Consider the following 21,830-nt stretch of genomic DNA (forward strand, 5'->3'; position numbering starts at 1 on the left):
GCCGACCCTGCCGACGCCCACCTGGATGAACGCCCGAGGCGACCGTCCCGTTCCCGGGCGGGGCGACGGCGTCGGGCACCCGCGACGAGGGAGGTCCCGGACCACGCCCGGGACGACGACGGCGCCCCACCCGGTGCGGGTGGGGCGCCGTCGGGCGTGCGGCCGGGGCCGGGTCAGCCGGCCTGCGACTGGCCGCGCGCGACGCGGATCATGTCCTCGCGCGGCACGACCTTGATGCGCTCGCGCCCGTGCGGCTCGCCGAGCGAGCGCTCGTACGCGTCCAGGAGCTCCCAGCCCGACCACTCGATCGGGTCGACGCCGCGCTCGCGCAGGAAGTCCAGGACGGCCTCGGGCTCGCCGAGCGGCGCGACGCGGCCCGCCGTGAGGTCGGCCGCCGCGACGTCGCCGCCGTCGCCCGCGCCCGTGACGTCCTCGACGAGGTGCCGGACGGTCTCGGACGCGTCGGACTTCGTGTGCCCGATGAGGCCCACGGGACCGCGCTTGATCCAGCCCGTCGCGTAGACGCCGGGGAGGTGCTCGCCGTCGATGTCGACGACGCGGCCCTCGCGGTTGGGGATGACGCCCTTGAGCTCGTCGAAGGGGATCTCCGGGAGCGGCGAGCCGAAGTAACCGACCGCGCGGTACACGGCCTGGACGGGCCACTCGTGGAACTCGCCCGTCCCGGACACCGTGCCGTCGCCGTTGAGACGCGTGCGCTCGGTCCGCAGCGCCTCGACCTTGCCGTCGCCGAGGACGGCCGACGGCGCGTGGAGGAAGTGCAGGTGCAGGCGGCGCGACGCCGTGTTCTCGCTCGGGTCCTTGAGCGTCCAGTCGGTGAGGGTCTTGACGACCTGCTTCGTCTGGTTCGAGGAGCTGATGGCGGCCATCGAGCCCTCGTCGAACTCGAAGTCCTCCGGGTAGACGATGACGTCGACGTCCGGGACGTGGCCCAGCTCGCGCAGCTCGAGCGGCGAGAACTTGGCCTGCGCCGGGCCGCGGCGCGCGAAGACGTGCACGTCGGTGACCGGCGACGCCTTGAGCGCCTCGTAGACGTTCTGCGGGACCTCGGTCGGCAGCAGGTCGTCCGCGTGCTTGGCGAGCACGCGCGCGACGTCGAGCGCGACGTTGCCGGCACCGAGGACCGCGACCTGCTGGGCCTCGAGCGGCCACGTGCGCGGGACGTCGGGGTGGCCGTCGTACCAGGACACGAAGTCCGCCGCGCCGTAGGAGCCCGGGAGGTCGATGCCCTCGATCGGGAGCGCCGCGTCACGGATCGAGCCGGTCGAGAAGATCACCGCGTCGTAGTACTGGCGCAGGTCGTCCAGCTTGAGGTCGACGCCGTAGTCCACGTTCGCGAGCAGGCGGATGTCGCCGCGGCTCAGCACCTTGTGGAGCGCGACGATGATCTGCTTGATGCGCGGGTGGTCCGGCGCGACGCCGTAGCGCACGAGCCCGAACGGCGCGGGCAGGCGCTCGAACAGGTCGATGCTCACGTCGAGGTCGGTCTTGGACAGGATGTCCGCGGCGTAGATCCCGGCGGGACCAGCGCCGACGATCGCGACGCGCAGTGGACGGATGCTGCTCACAGGACAGGGCGCCTTCCGGTCGAGGACGGGGGTCTCTCCCGCGCGGCCGACGGGCCGTTCCGCGTCGACCGGTGGGTACCGGCCGCAGGAGACCTCTCGATTGTACGACTGGGGTGAGGGTTGCCTCACTCGGACCCTCTCCTCCGTGACCAGCCTGACACCGGTCTCGCCTGCTGGATACCCCGTCTTGCGGTCCGGGCGAATGTAACGCCGGGGGTCAGCGGTCGACGCGGAGGCTCTCCTGGACCGCGCGGATCTCCGCCGCGGCCCACGGGTGCTGCGTCAGCGTGCACGTCCCCGTCGTCTGCACGAGGTCGGCCACGGGGCCGCGCGGGACCACGACGGTGCGCACCGCCTGCACGAGGACCGTGCCCCCGCCCCCCTTGAACGACGCCTCCAGCCAGCGCCCCGGCAGGCCGTCGACGTCCACCTCGCCGCCGTCGAGCTCGCGCAGGCGCGGCATCGGCCGGAGCTTGCGGAGCACCTCGGCGTGCGCGTCGTCGAGCGTCTGCTCCGCCCGGATCCGCGACACCGTGACGATGACGTTCGGGTTGAACTCCCCCGGCTCGACCTCGCGGCCGAGCGCGAGCGGCAGGCCCACGTGCGGGAGCGGGACCCACCTCTCCGGCGCGACCACGCGCACCCCCACGGGCGCGGGGAAGTCGTCGCTCGGGTAGCGCAGCTCGGTCATGCGTCAGGTCCTCTCGTCGGGGGTGGGCGCCACGGGGCGCGTCAGCAGTCTCGCACCCGAGCCAGGGCGTGCGTACGCCGAGGGCGCGGGACCCTCTCGGGGTCCCGCGCCCTCGGCGGAGCTCAGCCGGATCAGCTGTTCGAAGCCTGCTCCTGCTGCTGCGCGTTCTGCGTGGCCTTCTGGCCCGCGTCCGTCAGCGTCTGCGCGACGTTGTTCAGCTGCGTCTGCGCGGCCGGCCAGTCGCTGCCCTTGAACTGCTGGGCGTCGGGGCCCTCCCACGGCACGCTCTGGATCTGGGAGTTCAGGTTCTGCATCGTCGTCCGGATCTCGTCCGCCTTCTGCTGCAGCGTCTGACCGAGCCCACGGAGCTCCTCGACGTTCGCGCCCCACATGCCACCAGCCATGGTGTTCTCCTTCTGTGTCTCGACCCCCACCCTGCGTGGACGTCGTCCCGTTGTCGATGGCAGTACTCAACCATCGGCCCACGAGCGCCGTCGATGGGGAGGTGTCCCCATGAGGTGCCCGTGGTCGTCACGTCGCTACCGCGGGAGCGCGACGTGCAGCTTGCGCGCCCTCCCCGAGACCACGAGGAAGCCGCGTCCCGGCGGGAAGTCCGCGCGGCGGATGCGGCCCAGCCCCGTCCCGAGCAGCGTGTCGCCGTCGAGGTCGCCGGGCGTCAGGAGCAGGCCGGTGCGGCCCGCCTTGAACGGCTGCGCGATCGCCCACGCCTGGCCCCACGTCGAGGACTCCGCCTCGCCCACGACGAGCTGCTCGGCCCGCGTGGCGGCCCGCACGAACGCGACGAGCGGCTGCTCGGCCGGGGTGCCGGTGAACTCGGTCACCGACTCGACCAGCACCGTGAGCGTGCCCGGGCGCAGCGACCCGCCCTCGATCGCCTGGGTGAGCGTCTCGAGGAGCGTCACGACCTCCTCGGGCGACGTCGCGACGGTGTCCCACGCGTCGAGCGCCGAGATGCTCGTGCGGCGCGGCGAGAGGTACACGACCCGGCCCGCGCGCGCCCGGCGCACGGCCTGCGCGATGGTGACGAGCGCCGTCGTGCGGCCGCCCCCGGGAGGGCCGGAGAGCATGAACGTGCCGCGCGCGGGGAGCCCCACGGGCGCGATGTCGAGGTCGTCGAGGCCGATCGTGGGGCGCCCGCCCGTGACCTCGGGCAGCGACTCGAGCGCGAAGCCGTCCGGCAGCCGCTCGACGCCCGGCGCCTGCGGGATGCCGAGCCGCGTCATCGCGTCGCGGAGCTTGCCGAGCTCGCGCGCCTGGAGCGCGACGTTCGGGTCGCCACCGAGCACCGCGACCTGGACCTCGTTCTCGTCGAGGACGCCGCGACCGGGCGGGGACGTCAGCGACAGCACGTCCTTCGGGACGCCGAGCGTCAGGTAGTCGTCCTCGCTCGCGAGGCGCAGCACGAGCCGCTTCTGGATCGTCGAGCCGAGCGACGTCGGGACCGACGCCGCGCGGTCGCCCGCGACGACGACGTGGACGCCGACCTGGCGCCCGTCGGTCGCGACGGCCGTGAACGCGCCCCACACGGGGAACGCGTGCGCGGGCCGGAACTCGTACGACTCGCGGAACGCACCGATGCCGTCGACCAGGAGCAGGATGCGCGGCTCGTCGGGCGCGCCGGCGAGCCGGCGGTACTCGTCGAGGCTGCCCGCGCGGACGGCGGCGTAGCGGGCGGACCGCTCGTCCACGAGGTCGCGCAGGGTGCGCAGCAGGCGCTGGACGCGCTCCTCGTCGTCGCCCGAGATGACGGCGCCGACGTGCGGCAGGTCCTCGAGCATCCGCAGGCCGCTCGCACCCGCGTCGATCGCGTACACCTGGACGGGGCCGCCGCGCGCGGTGATGGCGGCCGAGACCGCGATCGTCCGCAGCGTCGCGCTCTTGCCCGAGCCGCCCGTGCCGTAGATCGCCATGTTGCCGTCGCGGTCGGGCTCGTAGAACACCGTCGGCTGGGCCTGCGACTTCGGGTCGTCCTCCACGCCGAGCAGCAGCATCGTGTCCGTGCGCGGGTTGGGCAGGCGCGCGAGGTCGTACGTCGGCGCGAGCTCGGCGAGCCACGGCTTGCGCGGCATCGGGACGGCGGCCTCGGTCGCGGCCCGCGAGATCGTCGCGACGACGCGCGCGATGTCGTTGGGGCCGGGGTCCGTGACCTCCTCGACCTCGGGCTCCGGGAGCTCCCAGCGCACCCCGGTGCCGAACGACATCTCCTGCACGTCGATCCGGGGACGCTCGGGGCGCGACGTCGTCCAGCCGCCGGCGTACCCGGTCTGGAACGGCGTGATCCGACCGGGGCCGGTCTTCACGGCGCCGCGGCCCGGGATCGACGGGTCGAAGTGCGCGGCCATGGGGATGCCGAGGATGTCCGTCGAGTCGTCCTCGTCGGCCATGCGCAGCGCGACGCGCAGGTTCGTGTTGGCGCGCAGGTTGTCCTTGATGACGCCCGCGGGACGCTGCGTGGCGAGGATGAGGTGCAGCCCGAGGGACCGGCCGCGCTGGGCGACGTCCACGACGCCGTCCACGAACTCGGGGACCTCGTTGACCAGGGCCGCGAACTCGTCGACGACGATGAGCAGGCTCGGCGGCGCGTCCGGGTCGCCCGTGCGCTCGAGGGACGCGAGGTCCTTGGCCTTCTTCCGGTTGAGCAGGTGCTCGCGGTAGCGCAGCTCGGCCCGCAGCGACGTGAGCGCGCGGCGCACGAGGTGGGGCGAGAGGTCCGTGACGAGCCCGACGGTGTGCGGCAGGTTCACGCAGTCGGCGAACGCGGCGCCGCCCTTGTAGTCGACGAACAGGAACGTCACGCGGTCCGGGCTGTGCGCGGCGGCCATGCCGAGCACCCAGGACTGGAGGAACTCGGACTTGCCCGCACCCGTCGTCCCGCCCACGAGCGCGTGCGGGCCCTGCGTGCGCAGGTCCAGGTAGAGCGGCTCGGTGCCCGAGTGGCCGACGAGCCCGCGCAGGTTGGTCGGCGCCGAGCGCCGTACCGGCGGGGAGCCGTCGCGCGGCGTGAGCGACCCGTTCTCGCGCCACGCGTCGATGAGCCGGCTCGGGTCCTCCGCGAGCGCCGTGCCCGCGAGCGCGAGGTAGGAGACCGAGCGCGGGAGGTCGGAGTCGTCGTCGACGGGCGCGCCGACGTCGACCACCGGGGCCAGGATGCGCGCGACCTCGTGCGCCGTCGCAAGGTCCACCGTCTCGCACGCCACGGGGAAGGTCAGACGGCCCACGCGGACCTCGCCGCTCGTCGCGCCGGCGGAGCCGCCCGGGGTGTCGGCGGTGTCGACGGTGTCCACGAGCACGAACGTGCGGCACGCGGCCGGGAGCTGCTCGACGGACGGCGCGACCCACACGACGTGCACGCCCGCGTCCGCGCCGCGCTCGACGAGGCGCGTGAGGCGCGAGCGGTCGACCGGGGCGTCGTCCTCGACGAGCACGACGACGGTCGGCAGGACCGGCTTGGGGGTGTCCTCCCCCTCCTCGGGGTCGATCGGCCCGCGCAGCTCGGCGTGCGTGCCGAGGTCGGCGCCGCGCAGCTCGACGAGGTCCTCGAGCCGGGACAGGAGCGACTGCGCGGCCCCCGGGTTGTCGGCGAGGTGCTCGCCGCCCAGCGGGCTGTGGGCCGACCCGGTGTGCGGGAGCCACTCGAGCCACTCCCAGTCCGCGCGCGAGCGCTGCGACGTCACGGCCGCGAGCACGAGCTCCGACGGCGAGTGCAGGCCCGCGAGCTGGACCAGCACGCCGCGCGCGACGGCGTCGACCGCGGCCCCCGCCCCCGCGACGCCGAGCGCGCCGTCGGTCCGCAGGCGCGCGACGACCGGGACGCCGGAGATCGTGGCGCACTGCGCGTGCAGCTTCTCGAGCTCGTTCCAGTACTCCGGCAGCGTGTTGTTCTCGTTCGGCTGCTCGAGCTGCGTGCGCGCGGGCGCGGAGCCGAGACCGATCCGGACGGAGAGGAACGCGTCGTGCTCCGGGCGGTGCGTCCACAGCAGGCCGCCGAGGCGCCGCACCGCGTCGACCGTGTCGGCCACCGAGGGCGCCTCGGAGAGCCGCACCGCGCGCTCGACCGCGTGCGTGCGGTCGATCGTGTCGCGCATCGCGACGACGGCGGCCTCGAACTGCTCGCGCTGCGCCTTGAGCTTGCGCCGCGCCTGCACCTTCTGGTCGAGGTAGTTGCCGAGCATGAGGATCGGGCTGAGCCCGATGAACACGATCGACAGGACGTTGCGCGTGACGGAGTAGAGGATCACGCCCATGAGGAGCGGCGCGACCATCGCGAGGTAGGGGAACCGCTGCGGCTCGGGCGGCTGCGGCGGCTTGGGCGCGCGCAGCTTGCGCTCGCCGAAGCGGGCCACGACGCGCGGGGACCGGTTGAACTCCACGACCGGGCTCGTCGGCGCGAGGCTCGTCGTGCGGTGCAGCGCGACGACCGAGACCACGGTCGAGCCGATCGTCACGGTGTCCGCGGACGTGAGCGTCGAGCGCAGCATCCGCTGGCCGCCCATGACCAGGCCGTTCGCGGAGTTCGTGTCCGTGATCTCGATCGTCTCGCCGACCGTGATGCGCGCGTGCCGCTTCGACACCTGCGGGTCGCTCAGGCGGATGTCCATGTTGCGGTCGCGCCCGAGGTAGCTCGTGCCGACGGGCAGCGAGAACTCGCGCCCCGCGTCCGGGCCCTCGAGCACGCGCAGCACGGCGACGGCGGCCCCGCGGTCCTGGCCCGGCGAGTCGAACTGCTCGGACACCCGCACGATCGAGACGGTCGAGCCGGACCGCAGGCCCGCCTCGACGAGGTCGCTCGTCGGCGACAGCACGCGGCCCTGGCCGCTGCCCGACGGCGACGTCCCGACCTGCAGCGTGAGCCGGTCCGGGACGGCGGTGCCCGCGCGCGTCGGGTCGCCCGCGAACAGCGCCTCGGCGACGTCGCGCACCGACGCCGTCGCGTCGGCCGTGACGGCGACGTTCGTCGTGCTGGCGTCGGGACGGTGCAGCGTGAGCTTGATTCGCACGGGAGTTCCTCGTTCGGGTCCGGGTGGTCAGCGGCGGACGGCGAGCGGTCGACGGGCGCGACCGACCGGAGCGCGCGGCGCGCGCTCGCACGAGCGGGCGGGCTCAGCCGTCGTCGGTCAGGTCGAGCAGGGGCAGGTCGGCCGCCGTCACGAGGCGCGACGCCACGGCGTACTCGACGAGGCGCGCGCGGCGGTTCGTCGCGAGCGCGCCGGGCCCGCCGCGCAGGCCCTTGACGCCGATCCGGTCGAGCTTGTCGCACACGTTGTCGAGCTTGCGGTTGAAGCGCGTCGTCGCCCAGCCGAGCCGGGCCGCCGCCGCGGCGGACGACGGGATCTCCGACAGGCCCGTGCCGTCGCGCCGCAGCATCGGCTCGGCGAGCGCCACGATGAGCTGCTTCTGGCTCGTCGTGAACGTGATCATGCCGATCGTCGTCGCGCCGCCCGCCTCCGGGTCCTCCGAGCGGATCTCCTGGTAGGGCGCGCCGCGCAGCTGCGCGGTGATCTCGTACGTCGTCGGCCCCGCGGTGAACACGATCGACGTCGTCGGGAAGACGATCGGCAGGCGGTTGCCCGGGGAGAGCCACGACTGGACGCCGCCGCCGGAGTCGCACACCGTCGCGGAGATGAGCGACCCCACGTTGGCGAGCCACCAGATGCCGCCCTCGTGCGCGATGCGCAGGAAGCGCCGGTGCAGGTACGGGTTGTCCTCGATCGCGAGGTCCCCGTCGCGCCCGATGTCGAACGGGTCGCCGTCGGTGGACGGGCGGAACCACTCGCCGCAGAACTCGACCGCCAGCTCGCTCATGCCGCCTCCCCCGTGACGCACGCCTTCTGCGGCGAGGCCGAGACCTTGCCGTCCCGGTCGACGATGACCTCGACGCAGACCTGCTCGCCGGGCTTGGCCCGGAGCTCGACCGACGTCTTGTCGAAGTTCTCCTTGAACGGCGTCTCCTCGATCGGGTCGATCTTGCGCCACCAGAAGGAGTCGTCCTCGAGCGCCTTGTCCGAGTCGTAGGCCCACGTGAACGTCGCGACCTCGCGCGCCGGGTCGTAGGTGCCAACGAGGTCGTTCACCGGGGGCACGAGGTCGCCGAGGTTGTCGGACGGGACGAAGTCGTCGTCGGGCGCGGCCGAGCTCTCGCCGCCCGCGGTGGTCTCCGTGTCGTCCGGCGTCGCGTCGGGCCGCAGGAGGAAGAAGCCCCCGACGGCGACCGCGACGCCGACGACGCCCGCGACCGTCGCCCAGAGCGCACCGCGGCCGGAGCGCTGCTCCTGCGGGGACGCGTCGTCGGGCGCCTGGTCCGGCCCGGCGGTCCGGTGCACGGTGTCCTCGACGGGCGGGGTCCCCCAGACACCGGGACGCCGCGGGCCGGGGTACAGCCGCGAGGGGTCCGTGAGCTCCGCGACGGGCGCGCCGCCCTGCCCGACGGCGGTCGTCGGCACCGTGCCGGACGTCCCCGCCGAGGGCCCCTGGTCCCACGCGGCGGGCGCGTACGGCACCTGGGGGCGGTACGGCGCCGGCTGCCCGGGCGCGGTGCCCGGGGCGACGGTCTGCCCGGGCCACGCACCGGGCGGGGCGGTGTGCAGCGGGGTCGTCGGCTGCGTCGGGCGGCCGGGTGCCACGGGCCCCGCGGACGTCCCGGTCCCGGACGGGTCGATCGAGACGACCTGGCGCAGGCGCGTCCCGGCGTCGTCGTCCGGCTCCTCCTCCTGGACGTGGCCTGAGTCGTCGAGCAGGTCGATCGGCGTCACCGCGTACGACAGCTCGTTCTGGACCTGCTGGAGTGCGCGCGCGAACGCGAGGACCGTCGGGTAGCGCGACGCCGGGTTCTTCGCCATCGCCGTCGCGAGCACACGCTCGAGCGAGGCCGGGACGTCGGTGCGGCCCGTGGGCGGCAGGGGCGAGCCCTCGATGCGCGAGATGAGGTTCGCGCTCGAGTTCGACCCGCCGGGCACCTCGAACGGCGTGCGCCCGGCGAGCAGCGTGTACGTCGTCGCGGCGAGCGCCCAGACGTCCGTCGCGATGCCGCTGCGCGGGGGCTCCGCGAACGACTCCGGCGGGGACCACGGGATCGACATGCCCTCCGCGCGCGCGGCGTCGTCGACCGTGGACGAGATGCCGAAGTCCGTGAGCGCGGGGTGCCCGTACTCGGTGACGAGGATGTTCGCGGGCTTGATGTCGCGGTGCAGGATCCCGGCGCGGTGCGCCGTCTCGACGGCACCGGCGATCTGGACGGCCGTGCGCAGCGCCTCGGCGACGGGGAGCCGCTCGGTGCGGTAGCGCGCGCCGAGGTTGGGCCGCGAGCAGTACTCCATCGCGAGGTACGGGCGGCCGTCGTCCGCGATGTCCGCCTCGTACATCGTGACGATCGACGGGTGCGTCGAGAGCGTCGCCATGAGGTCGGCCTCGGCGTCGAACGCCGCGCGCTGCGAGTGGCTCGACCACTCGTGCAGCAGCACCTTCACCGCGACGCGGCGGCGCGGGCGCTGCTGCTGGTACAGGAAGACGTCCGAGAACCCGCCCGAACCGATGAGCGAGACGTACTCGAAGCCGCGGATCTCCGGTGGAGGGGACGGTGCGCGCTTGCTGCTCACCGGATCCCCTCGAAGCGCAGGGTCACGCCGTCGCCCAGGTCGGCGACGTCGCCGTCCACCACGAGGACCGGCTCGGACGGGTGCAGGCGCCGCGGCGGCTGGCCGCCGCGCAGGAGCGTGGTCCCGTTCGTCGTCGCCATGTCGCTCACGAGCACGTGCCAGCCCTCGAGCGTGATCTCCAGGTGCGAGCGCGAGATGTCCTGCTGCGGGCTCGGCACCGTGACGAGGCGCGGGAGCTCCGCGGTCTGCGTGCGCGGCGAGCGCGGGCGACGGCCCACGACGACGGGCCGGTCGAGCTCGAGCGTCTGCCCCGTGGAGACCACGACCCGGCCGAGCGGCGGGCGCACGGCGAGCTCGGCGTCGCCGTCGAGCGGCGCGTCGCACACGGCGCACGTGTCGCGCGACGGCGGGTTCGCGTGCCCCTCGGGGCACGTGCGCGCGAGGATCTGCTGCTGCCCCGGTGCGGGCGGCGGGCTGAAGGACGGGACCGGGGGCGGCACGGGCGCGTCCTCGACCGCCGGCTCCTGGGCCGCCGCGCGCAGGTCCGCGATCGCCGACGACAGCACGGTGTGGCCGTCGTGGTCGAGCCCGGCGACGGGCGCGGGCTCGTCGTCGGGCGTGACGGTCGCCGCCCGGTGCGCGGCGGCGGGCGTGGCGCCCGTCCACTCGCGCGGGACGCCCGCGATGAGGCCGTCCGGCGCGGGCGGCGGGGCGGGCACGGGCGCCTCGTCCGCCGGCGGGGCGGGGACGGCCGGGACGGGCGGCACCGTGGCCGACGGCGTCGGATCGTCGGCCTCGTCCGTCTCCTCGTCCTCCGCGGACCGGACCGCGGCGTCCTCGACCGTCCGCAGGATGGTGGAGCCCCACAGGTGGGCGTAGTCGTCGTCCTCCTCCGGGGGCGCCTCGGAGACCGGCGCGACCGGCTCCACGACGGGCGACGGCTCGACGGCGTCGGGCTGCGGCGCGATCGTCTCCTCCGGGAGCCGGAGCGTCGCCCCGAGCCCGCCGAGGACCGTCGTCGCCGACGGCACCGCGGGCGCCTCGGCGAGCGTCGCGGTCTCCGCGGCGGCGTGGCGCGCACCCGGACCGGGCTGCGACGCTCCGTCCTCGGGGACGCTCGCCTCCGAGGCGGCGAGCCGGTCGTCGTCCGGCCCGGGGTCGGAGCCGAGGTCCTCGCCGCCCGACGCGACGGGCTGCTCGGGGCGCTCGACGAGCGGCCACGCGACCGCGGACGCGAGCACCACGCCCGACTCCAGCGGCACGGAGAGCGCGTCCCCGAGGAGCGGCCCGCCGGGCGGTGCGGGCTCGACGGGCACCACACCCGCGTCCGCCTGGACGAGCAGCTCGACGACGTCGTCCAGCACCCGCTCCGACCAGGTGGTGACGCCCTCGCCCTCGACCTGGACGCGCTCGCCGCCGTCGAGCTCGAGCGTGACGGAGAGGCGGCCGCGCGCGGCCACGTGGACGCGGCGGCCGGTGACGACCGCGACGACGAACGGCGGCACGGTGCGCAGGCTCGAGCCGAACGCACCCGTGAGGACCTGGAGGACCTCGACGACGCCCGCGTCCGTGCCGAGCTGGTCCCACACCTGCTCGACGAGCGAGGGCTCCACCGGTGCGGGCAGCACGACGACCGCGCCGCCGCGCACCACGGTGCGTGCCGTTCCGGTGACGTAGCGCAGCGTCACATCAGACCCCCGATCTGCAGACGAACATCCCTGGGCAGCGTGTCCTCGTCGACGACCGGACCCGGCGCCGCCACCTGGTCCCGCGGCGTCGTGCTCCCGCCGCTCGTGTCGTCGGACACGCCCGTCGCGTCGACGACGACGACTGTGATGTTATCCCGGCCACCGGCGGCGATGGCCTCGTGGACCAGCCGCTCGGCCGCGGCCTGCGGGTCCGGCGTGGCGAGCAGGACCTCCGCGATCCGCTCGTCGGACAGCTCGCCGGTGAGGCCGTCGGAGCAGACGAGCACGCGGTCGTGCCGCTCGATGGGCAGGTACCAGAAGTCGGCCTGCGGGGCGTTGCGCGAGCCGAGCGCACGCGTGACGACGTGGCGCCGCGGGTGCGTGAGCGCCTCGGTCGGGGTGAGGAGACCGGCGTCGACCATCTCCTGCACCTCGGAGTGGTCGACGCTCACCTGCTCCAGGCGGCCGCCCGCCAGGTGGTAGGTGCGCGAGTCGCCGACGTTCACGACGAGCCAGTACGGGTTGCCGTCCTGCTCGGAGACGACGACGCCCGTGACGGTCGTGCCGGCGCCGCGGCCCGGCTCGGTGACGATCGCCTGCACGTTCTCCTGCGCGACCGCGATCCGGGTCCGCACCTCCTCGGGCGTGACGACCTCGAGGTCGGCGAGCGGGCGCAGGGCCTCGACGGCGGTCGCGCTCGCGACCTCGCCCGCCTCGTGCCCGCCCATGCCGTCGGCGACGAAGAAGACGGAGCGCGCGGCGAGGAAGCGGTCCTCGTTGAGGAGGCGGCGGGCGCCGCGGTGCGACGCCGCGCCCCAGGCCAGGTGCACCTCGGCGGGCTGGTCGGTGGTCACGAGACTCCCGGGTGGACGACGAGGCGACGGTCGCCCACGTGGATGGTCGCGCCGACGGGGACGCGCACGCGCGTCCCCGGCTCGGCGACGCGGGGCGGGGATCCGGGCACCGAGACGACGGTCCCGTTCGTCGAGCCGCGGTCGGTGAGCCACAGGCCGCTCGGGTCGACGCGCAGCTCGGCGTGCGTCTTGGAGACGGAGCGCGTCGGGTCGTCGAGGGCGACGAGGGTCCAGGGTCCGTCGTCGGGCGCCTGGGGGTTGCGGCCCACGAGGGTCGGGCGGTCGACGGTGCGCCGCTCCCCCGACTCGAGCTCGATGACGACGGCCACGTCGGGCGCGGGCTCCATCGCGCGCACGTCGCGCGCGGACATCCGGGTGCTGTCCCACTCGGGCTCGGCGGCCTCGGGGCCCGCCGGCGGGGCGGCAGGCCGCGCAGCAGCCGCCGGGGCGGGCGTCGGCACGGGCGCAGGCGCCGGCACCGCGGCCGGCGGGGGCGCGGCGGGCGGCGGGGCGGACGCTCCGCTCCCGACGCCGGGGACGCCCGTGATGAGACCGCCCTCGGTGGGCGCGGGCGTGGACGGGAAGGCCCAGGGGTCCGGCACGGGCGCGGCCGGCACCGCCCCGGACGCCTCGCCCGGGCGGGCCGACGAGGCGGGAGACGGCGGCGGCGCGAACGACGCGGCGGGCGTCGCGGCCGACGGCGCGGGCGGGCGCCCGACGTCGGGCGCCGGGTACGGCGCCGGCTGGCCGCCCGGGGCGGCGAGGTACGCGCCGGGGGCGGCCGGGGCGCCGTACGCCCCGGCGGGGCCGCCCGCCACGAGCGAGGCGACGCCGTCGTACCCCGAGGACGTGGGGGCGACGCCGCGCACGTCGAGCACGAGCGACCGGCCCGCCTTGTCGTGCCAGCCCTGCGACCGGCCGGTGGAGTCGAAGCGCGGGCTGAGCAGCACGACGAGGATCCCGCCCAGCGGCACGACGCCCACGATGATCCAGCGCAGCGCCGCGCGCCCGAACCCGACCGGCCCGCGCGTGCCCGCGTCCACCGTGCGGATGCCGGTCGCGAGGTTGCCGAGCGTCTTGCCCGTCGACCCCTCCCAGAACCAGACGCCGACCCACCACGCGAGCGCGAGCACCGCGGCCACGACGTAGACCACGAGGATCTTGCCGAGCAGCGCGGCGGCCTCCTCCTGGGTCACCGTCTGCACGCTGCCGAGCGGCGCGCCCACGACCGCGAGACCCGCCACGAGGACGACGAGAGCGACGACGGCCGGCACCGCCGCGTCCACGAGGTACGCGAGGAAGCGGCGGCCGGTCCCGGCGAAGGGCGCGGCGGCGAGGGACGACGGCGACGCCCCGGCCGAGACCGGGACGAAGGCCTTCTGCGTCGCCGCGTAGACCTCGGGCTCGGTCGTCGTGTCCGGCGCCGAGTGCGCGACGGCGGCGTACGGCAGGTCCGGCCCACCGCGGCCCGCGACGGCCTGGACGCCGCCGACCGGCCCCGCCGACGGCGCGGCGACGGGCCGGCCCGTCCGCGGGAACGGCTGCCCGCACACCGCGCAGAACGCGGCCCCCGGGGACTGCGCGGACCCGCAGGCGGGGCACGTCACGTCGCTCATGACTCGTCTCCCTGTCGTCTCGACGGCCCCGACGACGACCCTGCCGCCGGGGGCACCGCGCCACCCCGCGCGCCGGCGCGGCGGCCGGGCAGCCACCGGCGCAGGCCCGCGGAACCGCCGCCCGCGCGCACGGACCGCAGCGAGAGCGCGGCACGCACCCGGGCGCGACGGTTCACGGAGGAGCGTAGCCCTCCGACGACGGAGTCGACGTCCGCCCAGAACGCCTCGATCTCCTGCTCCGTCGGCTCCCCGGTGCCGAAGACGGTCGCGTCCGCGCGGTGCGCGAGCGGGATCGTCGCCGTCGCGCCGTACGCCTGCGCGAGCACCCCCGCGCCCTCGCGGCGGGTCGAGCCGGCGGGGACAGGCGTCCCGAGGTCGGTCGCGGTGTCGAGCACCTCGCGCCAGCCGCCGCTCACGCGGTCGACGGGCCGTTCCGCGGTGCGGCGCCGGGCCCGGCGTCGCGCCTTGTAGGCGAGCACGAGCACGACCGGGAGCGCGAGCAGCGCGAGCGGCACGACCACGGCGACGCCGATGAGGACCGCCTGCCCCCAGTCGAACCCGTCGCTGTCGGCCTTCTCCTTCTCCTCGTCGTCGATCTTCCCGGCCTCGGCCTCGGCGGGCTCCTCCGGCGGCTCCGGGTCCTCGAGGATCGGGGGCTTGGGCACCTGGAGGCTCTTCGGCTCCGGCTGGATCTTGTTGTCCTCGTCCGGGATCGCCGTGATCGGCACCCAGCCGTGGCCGACGAACGGCACCTCGGCCCACGCGTGCACGTCGGTCCCGGTCGCCGTGTACGGCTCGCCCGGCTCGAGCGGGTTCTTGTCCAGGTCGGGGTAGAAGCCCATCACGACGCGAGCCGGGATGCCGGCCTGGTTGGCCATGAGCGCGAGCGCGACGGCGAACTGCTCGTCGTCGCCCACCATCTCCTCGTCGGCGAGCAGCGTGTCGATGCGCTCCGCCGAGTGGCCCGGTCGCGACGGCGGCTGCGTGTCCAGCCCGCTCGAGAAGATGCCGCTCGCGACGAGGCCGTCACGCAGCGCGTAGAGCTGGTCGACGGGCTCGGTCTCCTCGCCCATGAACTGCGCGGCCTTGCCCGCGAGCGACGCGGGCAGCACGCCCTTCGGCGGTGTGGGGACCTGCACCGACTGGTCGATCGTCCCCGCGCGGAGGTCGTCCTCGGTGGGCTCGGCCGTGACGAGCGCGTCGAGCGTGTAGGTGTCGCCCGGGCGCAGCCCGGCGGTCGACAGCGCCGTGCCGGTCGTGCCGTTGTAGTACGTCGTGTCGGCGAGCTCGCGCGCCCGCTCGCCGGTGTAGGTGATGCCCGCGAGCCGGCCGACGTCGGGCACCCACACCCCGGTGTAGTCGCCGACCTGGACGTCGAGGCGCGTCGGCGTGCCGGGCGCGACCGTCGCGATCTCCTGGCCCGCGCGCGTGTAGACGCCCGAGCCGGGCAGCCCGCTCGAGACGTCGTAGACGACGCCGTTGTAGGTGTCGAGCGCGGCGAGGCGGACCTTCGCGCCCGGGGGCAGGCCCCGCACGGTGAACAGCTCGTCCTCGCGCATGTCCTTCGCGTACTTGCGGAACGCCGTGAGCGGGCTGACGTACTGGTGCAGGTCGAGCGGCGGGACGACCGTCTCGCGCAGGACGGTGCGCGGGTCGTCGGGCAGGAGCGCGGGGGCCGCGAACGCCGCCGCGACGCCCCCGACGACGAGCATCGCCGCGCCCGTGCGCACGCGGTGCCACCACAGGCGCCGCGTCGCGGCGCGGCTCGCCTCCGTCGTGATCTGGTGCGCGCCGAGCCGCGCGGCGGTGACGCGCCACCCCGCCCAGAGCAGGCCGACGCCGCCGAGCACGAGGCCTTGCGCCACCGGGTACGCCGCGATGACCGTCCCGAGCAGGATGACCGCCACGAACGCGACGGCCACCGGCACGAGCGCCCACGCGGCACGGCGCGCGCGCCACGCGATCGTGCCCGCGAGGAGCCCCGTGACGAGCATGAGGAGGTACGGGACGACGGCGAGGTGCGGGAACGAGTGCAGCGGCGGGACGGTCGTGACGAACTCCTTCCAGCCCGTCACCGCCCCGCGCGCGAGGTCGGCGATCGTCGCGAGCGACGGGAGCACGCCGCCGATCGCGTCGGCGGGCAGGGCGAGCAGACCGCCCAGGAGGAGGTAGGCGAGGACCGCGACCGGGAGCACGGTGTAGGCCGCCCAGCGCCGCCAGGCCCCGAGCCACGCGACCGCGAGGCCGACGACGGCGCCCCCCGCGGCGGGGATCAGGTAGCCCGAGGAGCCCCAGACGGGGCCGAACCCGACGACCGTGGCACCGAGGACGAGGACGAGCGCGAGCGCGTCGACGGCGCCGAGCGCCGTGAGGGCGCGCGGCGTGTCGGCGCCGCGCAGCCGGGTCGTGTTCCGCTGCGACGTGCCGGACGAGGGCGCCGGCGTGCCGACCGGCGTGGCGCGGCGCGAGCCGCGCGTCGTGGTGCTGGGCGCGCTCATCAGTCGTTCAGCCTCCGCAGGGCGAGGGGGAGCTCGCCGAGCTCGCCGATGGTGAGGACGACGAGCTCCGCGATCGCGTGCCGGCTGAGGGACGCGCCGGGCACACACTGGATCGCCATGACGCGCACGTCCTGCGGCAGGCGCGCCGACGCCGCACGGAGCTCCGTCGGGGTGACCCGGCTCCCGACGATGAACGCCACCACCGACGCGTCCGTGATCGTCAGGCCCGCGACGCGCGCGACGTCGACGAGCGACGTGCGCTGCGACTGCGTCTCCACGCGCGCGAGGTCGTCGAGGAGGCGCGTGCGGTGGTCGCCGCGCAGGTTGCCGTCGTTGACGAGGACCGTGACGCCGCGGTCCTCCTTGATCGCCTGGAGCCCGAGGGACCCGCACGCGCTCACGGCGAGCTCGAACTCGTCGTCGTGCGCGTAGTCCTCGGCCCGCGTCGAGAGCAGCACCGCGAGGTGCGAGCGCCGCGTCTCCTCGAACTGGCGCACCATGAGCTGGCCCGTGCGGGCCGTCGTCTTCCAGTGGATGTGGCGCCGGTCGTCGCCGGGCACGTAGTCGCGCAGCGCGTGGAACGACACGTCGGAGTTCGAGATGTCGGTGGTCACGCGGCCCTCGAGGTCCTTGAGGAACCCGGTCGACGAGCCGGACAGGTTCTTGACGCGCGGGTGGACGAAGAGCTCCTCGGGCTCGGTCCACACGACCTCGCGCCGCAGGAGCCCGAGCGGGTCGGCCCGCACGGAGCGCACCGGGCCGACGGAGATGACCGACCGCCGGTGGGTCGGCACGGTGAAGATCTCCTCGTGGCTCCCCTGCGGGCGCAGGCGCGGCACGGGGAACGTCGCCATGCCCTGCCCCACGGGCAGCTCCATGACCGACGGGAGCAGCGGACGGGCGGAGTCGTTGCGGACGTCGAGCCGGCCCACCGCACGGTCCCCCACCGTCACGCGCTGCTGCGCGAGGTCGAGCACGACGGCGTACCGGAAGCGCCCGAGCACGAACGCGACGGCCGCGAGCAGCGCGACCGTGAGCAGGACCGCCACGACGAGCAGCTCGAGCCACGACAGCGCGAGCCCGGCCCACCAGGCCGCGACCGTGACGACGAGCGCAGCCCAGCCGAACGGGCTGACGGCGGACGTCACGGGCCGGACCGTCCGCGCGGCGGGCGCGAGCGCGCGCCCGACCGGCGCGGTGACCCGCGCGAGGGGTGCGGCCAGGGGGCGGAGCAGCCCGGCGAGGGCGGACCCCGCGCGGGGTGCGCCCGGGCGGCCGCCGCTGGCGGTGCGGCCGGAGCGGGCGCTGGGGCGCCCGCTCGTCGGGCCGGAGGTGGCGTTCATGGCATGGGCTCTCGGTCGGTGCGGGCCGTCGGTCCGCCGGCGGCGGGACGGCGTGCGGCCGGCGTGCGGGACGCCGGTCGCGTCAGGCGCTGCGGCGCTCCTGCGGCGCCGCGACGTCGGCGAGCAGGCGGCCGAGCACGGCCTCGTTCGTCGCGCCCGCGAACTCCGCCTCGGGGTCGAGCACGAGGCGGTGCGCCCACGCCGGCTGCGCCAGCTCCTTGACGTCGTCCGGCAGGACGTAGTTGCGCCCGTGCGCGGCGGCCCACACCTTCGCGCAGCGCACGAGGGCGAGCGCACCACGGACGGAGACGCCGACGCGCACCTCGGGCGCGTTGCGCGTCTCCTCGGCGAGCCGGGAGACGTACTCGAGCACCGCGCCGTCGACGTGCACGCGCGCGCCGAGCTCGGCCATCTCCGTGACGGCCTGCGTCGTGATGAGCGGCTGGAGCGTCTTGCTCCGGTCGCGGACGGACGCGCCCGAGAGGATCTCGACCGTCGAGGCGTGGTCCGGGTAGCCGATCGACGCCTTCATGAGGAAGCGGTCGAGCTGCGCCTCGGGCAGGCGGTACGTCCCGGCCTGCTCGATGGGGTTCTGCGTCGCGATGACCATGAACGGGCGGCCGACCTCGTGACCGACGCCGTCGACCGTGACCCGGCCCTCCTCCATGACCTCGAGGAGCGCGGACTGCGTCTTGGGCGAGGCGCGGTTGATCTCGTCCGCGAGGACGATGGACGCGAAGATCGGGCCCGGGTGGAACTCGAACTTCCCCGTCTTCTGGTCGTAGATCGTCACGCCCGTGACGTCGGACGGCAGGAGGTCCGGGGTGAACTGGATGCGGTTGTTCGTGCCCTGGACGCTCGCGGCGAGCGCGCGCGCGAGCGAGGTCTTGCCGGTGCCGGGCGCGTCCTCGAGGAGGATGTGCCCCTCGGAGAGCATGCACGTCAGGGTCAGGCGCACGACGTGCGCCTTGCCCAGGACGGCCTGGCCCACGTTGCCGACGAGGCGGTCGAAGGTCTGAGCGAACCAGGTGGCCTGCTCGGGGGTCATGGTGGTCATTCGTCGCTTCCGTTCGCTGTGCTGTCCGAGGTGGGGCGCGGGCCGCGCTAGTACCACGTCATGGTGTTCGTGCTCCCGATGGTCGTCTCGATCCGCGCCGAGCCGCCCGGCTGGCCGTAGACGCACTGCTGGCCGCCGGAGTAGTTCCCGTTCCCGTCCGTCTGCAGGGCGCGGCCCTGGGCGTCGCGGCTGTAGTTGCCGGACCCGATCTGCGAACCGCCGCCATAGCACGTCACCCGGAACGAGGTGTTGGCCGGGCCGTCCTTGATGGTGAGGTAGAGCTCGGCGCACGACGAGTGCCCGCACTCGCCCGGCCACTTCCCGTCGGGGAGCTTGTGGTTGCTCCCCTTGCTCACCGTGAGGACGGGCTCGGGCTTCTTGTCGGACGTCGCCGACCTGCACGTCTCCTTCGGGGCGCCCTCCGTCGGGGTGACCCGGACGCAGATCTCGCGCGTCTCGGAGTAGCCGACCGAGAGGCTCCCGGAGCCTTCCTTCTGGGTGGACTGGACCGCGCCGCGCACCTGCACGGAGTACCCGCGCCCGTTGCCCGCGGTCGACCAGCTGTACGTGATCGAGCGGTCGCCGCCGTTCATCGAGACGACCGGCGCCGGGATGGGCCCGTAGGGCGACTCCTCGTTCGCCGTCGCCGCCGCCCCCGGCTCGCGCGCGCCGTCGACCCCCGCGACGGCGCGCACCGCGATCCGGTACGGCTTGCCGTTCGACAGCCCGCCGACGACCTTGTTCGCGCCGAGCGGCTGCCAGCCACCGCCGGCGTCGTACTGGTAGGTGATCTCGTCGGCCCGCACGCCGTTGCCCGACGCCGCGCCGAACGACAGCTGGATCTCGCCGTTCGTGCCGTTCGCGTCGGCGCTGAGGTTCGACACCGCGCCCGGCTTCGCGAACGCGCGCACCGGGTCCGACGCCGGCGAGAACTCGGCGTCGCCGAGCTTGTCCGTCGCCTTGTTGTGCGCGCGCACCCGGAACGCGTAGCCCGTCGTGTCCGCCGGGACGCCGATCGTCGCGGACGTCGCGCCGCCGGCGGCGGTCGAGGTCTGCACGACGCTCCCGCCCCGCAGCGCCTCGATCGTGTACCGCGTGATCGGGGCGCCGTTGCCGTCCGGGGCGCCCCAGGAGACCTGCATCTGCGACGTGTCGCCGATCGACGTGCGCCGCACCGCCGGCTTGGCGGGAGCCGCCGGCTTGCCCGCCGGCGTCTCGGCGGCCGAGTAGTCGCCCCAGTCCGAGGGGTCAGGGGCGAGGTTCACGGCCTGGGCGCGCACCTTGTACGCGACGCCGTTCTGCAGGCCGTCCCACGTCACCGACGTCCCGGTCAGGGCCGTCTTCTGCACGGCGCCGCCCGGCGGCGCGGGCGAGATCTCGAGGTTGACGGCCTGGATCGGCGAGCGGTCGGTGTAGGTCTTGTTGGTCCAGGTGACGGTGAGGGACTTGTCGCCGAACTCGAGGCGGGGTGCGGCGGGCGGGTCGGGCTTCTCGTCGGGTCGGGCGACGGCGGAGGCCGGGGAGGCGGGGCCGTCGCCGACGGCGTTGGTCGCGTAGACGGTGAAGGTGTACTCGACGTTGTTGGTCAGCCCGTCGAGGGTGCACGTGGTGGTGCCGCACTCCTTGGTGTAGCCGTTCTGGGAGCGCACGGTGTAGCCGGTGATGTCGGCGCCGTTGTTGTTCGGCGGGTCCCAGGTGAGCACGACCGTCTTGGAGCGGACCTCGACGACCTGCGGGGTCGCGGGCGCCTCGGGCTTGCCCAGGACCTTGAGCTGGACGCGGCCCTCGACCTCGCGGTCGGGGTCCTTCGTCGCGTCCTGGATCCGGTACCGGACGACCATGACCCCGACGAAGTCGTCGCGCGGGGTGACCGAGACCTGGTCGCCCGAGACGGAGGCGGTGCCCTGCCCCGTCTCCACCACGGCGTCGACGAGGGTCAGCGGCCGGTCGGGGAACGGGTTGGAGTCGTTGGCGAGGACGGGCACGGTGGTGGCCTTGCCCTGGTGGGCGTCGTCGACGGTGTCGGGGTTGGCGCGCGCCAGGGGCCGGGTGGAGGCCACGACGGTCAGGGTCGCGGTGCCCTCGACCGGGGGGTGCTCGCCGTCGGTGACGGTGATCGGGACCTGCACGACCGAGCCCTTGGGCACGTCCGGGGTCGCCTGGGCGCGCAGCGTGGTGCCCTCGACGGACACGGTCACGCCCTGGGCCTGGCCGGTGGCCTTGAAGGTCAGGGGATCGCCGTCGGGGTCGGTCGCGAAGCGCGCGAGGTCGATCGAGGCCTCCTCGCCCGCCGCGACGTCGAGCGTCGGGGTCGACAGCTCCGGCGGCAAATTCTCCGGCGGGAGCACCTGGACGGGGATCGTCAGGACGTTCGTCCGGCCCTCCGGGTCGTCCGGGCCCGACCCGTCCGTCACCTCGAACGACACCGACGCCGGGCCGGTGTAGTCCGCGTCGGGCGTGTAGACGATCTCGGTCACGGACGGGACCTGCCGGTCCCCCTCGGTGACCTTGACCTTGTCCTCGGTGGTCAGGCGCGGGGAGCGGCCCTCCACGACGAGCACGTGCTCGGTGAGGTCGATCGGGAGCGACTCCCCCGCCAGCACCTCGAGCTGCGTGCCCGGCCGCAGCGTGGGCTTCTGGTCGGTGAGGCCGGGGACCTTGACGAAGGCCTTGGCGGTCAGGCCGTCGATGTCGGTCGCCGTGTAGGTGATGACCTGGCGACCCTCGGTGAGGGTGACGGTGAGCTCGCCGTCGGGGGTGACGCTCGCGGTGGTCGCGTCGGTGGTCACGGTGAGCTCGCTCGCGGCGCCGTCGGGGTCCTCGTCGTTGTCCAGGACGGGGACGGTGACCTCGGTCTTGCCCAGGATGTCCTCCACGGGCACGG

Annotated in this window: 13 protein-coding genes; all 13 read right to left on the reverse strand. The window is 74.9% G+C overall.

The genetic code is table 11. From position 1 onward, the window contains the following. Positions 1–173: 173 nt before the first annotated feature. Positions 174–1,586 carry an FAD-dependent oxidoreductase gene (locus RDI86_RS13125; protein WP_034653179.1) on the reverse strand — a complete coding sequence of 471 codons (1,413 nt, stop codon included), beginning with the start codon at positions 1,584–1,586 and terminating at the stop codon, positions 174–176. Between the two features lie 217 nt (positions 1,587–1,803). Continuing rightward, complete coding sequence (locus RDI86_RS13130) at positions 1,804–2,277, reverse strand: LpqN/LpqT family lipoprotein (protein WP_211931983.1); 474 nt, start codon at positions 2,275–2,277, stop codon at positions 1,804–1,806. A gap of 131 nt (positions 2,278–2,408) precedes the next feature. Then, entirely contained in the window at positions 2,409–2,681 is a 273-nt protein-coding gene (locus RDI86_RS13135) for a WXG100 family type VII secretion target (protein WP_021482523.1), read from the reverse strand. A gap of 135 nt (positions 2,682–2,816) precedes the next feature. Further along, entirely contained in the window at positions 2,817–7,295 is a 4,479-nt protein-coding gene (locus RDI86_RS13140; protein ID WP_061268516.1) for an FtsK/SpoIIIE domain-containing protein, read from the reverse strand. Between the two features lie 103 nt (positions 7,296–7,398). Then, the gene (locus tag RDI86_RS13145) at positions 7,399–8,100 is read right to left on the reverse strand and encodes a hypothetical protein (protein WP_043654136.1); all 702 of its coding nucleotides are present in this window, start codon (positions 8,098–8,100) and stop codon (positions 7,399–7,401) included. After that, positions 8,097–9,890 (reverse strand): protein kinase, encoded by a 1,794-nt coding sequence (locus RDI86_RS13150; protein WP_308821554.1) that lies wholly within the window; start codon positions 9,888–9,890, stop codon positions 8,097–8,099. The genes RDI86_RS13145 and RDI86_RS13150 overlap by 4 nt, the downstream gene beginning before the upstream one ends. Beyond that, positions 9,887–11,578: an FHA domain-containing protein gene (locus RDI86_RS13155; protein ID WP_308821555.1), complete on the reverse strand. Its 1,692-nt coding sequence runs from the start codon at positions 11,576–11,578 to the stop codon at positions 9,887–9,889. Before RDI86_RS13155 ends, RDI86_RS13150 begins: the two co-directional genes overlap by 4 nt. Then, entirely contained in the window at positions 11,575–12,432 is an 858-nt protein-coding gene (locus RDI86_RS13160) for a protein phosphatase 2C domain-containing protein (RefSeq protein WP_308821556.1), read from the reverse strand. Before RDI86_RS13160 ends, RDI86_RS13155 begins: the two co-directional genes overlap by 4 nt. After that, the gene (locus RDI86_RS13165; RefSeq protein WP_308821557.1) at positions 12,429–14,048 is read right to left on the reverse strand and encodes an RDD family protein; all 1,620 of its coding nucleotides are present in this window, start codon (positions 14,046–14,048) and stop codon (positions 12,429–12,431) included. Before RDI86_RS13165 ends, RDI86_RS13160 begins: the two co-directional genes overlap by 4 nt. Continuing rightward, positions 14,045–16,546 carry a transglutaminase-like domain-containing protein gene (locus RDI86_RS13170; protein WP_308821558.1) on the reverse strand — a complete coding sequence of 834 codons (2,502 nt, stop codon included), beginning with the start codon at positions 16,544–16,546 and terminating at the stop codon, positions 14,045–14,047. The genes RDI86_RS13165 and RDI86_RS13170 overlap by 4 nt, the downstream gene beginning before the upstream one ends. Next, positions 16,546–17,889, reverse strand: coding sequence for a DUF58 domain-containing protein (locus tag RDI86_RS13175; protein WP_083711821.1), 1,344 nt, complete (start codon positions 17,887–17,889; stop codon positions 16,546–16,548). The genes RDI86_RS13170 and RDI86_RS13175 overlap by 1 nt, the downstream gene beginning before the upstream one ends. Before the next feature lie 82 nt (positions 17,890–17,971). Continuing rightward, positions 17,972–18,946: a MoxR family ATPase gene (locus RDI86_RS13180; protein WP_076405057.1), complete on the reverse strand. Its 975-nt coding sequence runs from the start codon at positions 18,944–18,946 to the stop codon at positions 17,972–17,974. 47 nt (positions 18,947–18,993) lie between these two features. Next, positions 18,994–21,830, reverse strand: a 2,837-nt coding sequence (locus tag RDI86_RS13185; protein ID WP_308821559.1) for a fibronectin type III domain-containing protein, incomplete at its 5' end; no start/stop codon positions are given.

This window comes from Cellulosimicrobium sp. XJ-DQ-B-000 (genome assembly GCF_031119065.1).
In the GTDB taxonomy this organism is placed as follows: domain Bacteria; phylum Actinomycetota; class Actinomycetes; order Actinomycetales; family Cellulomonadaceae; genus Cellulosimicrobium; species Cellulosimicrobium funkei.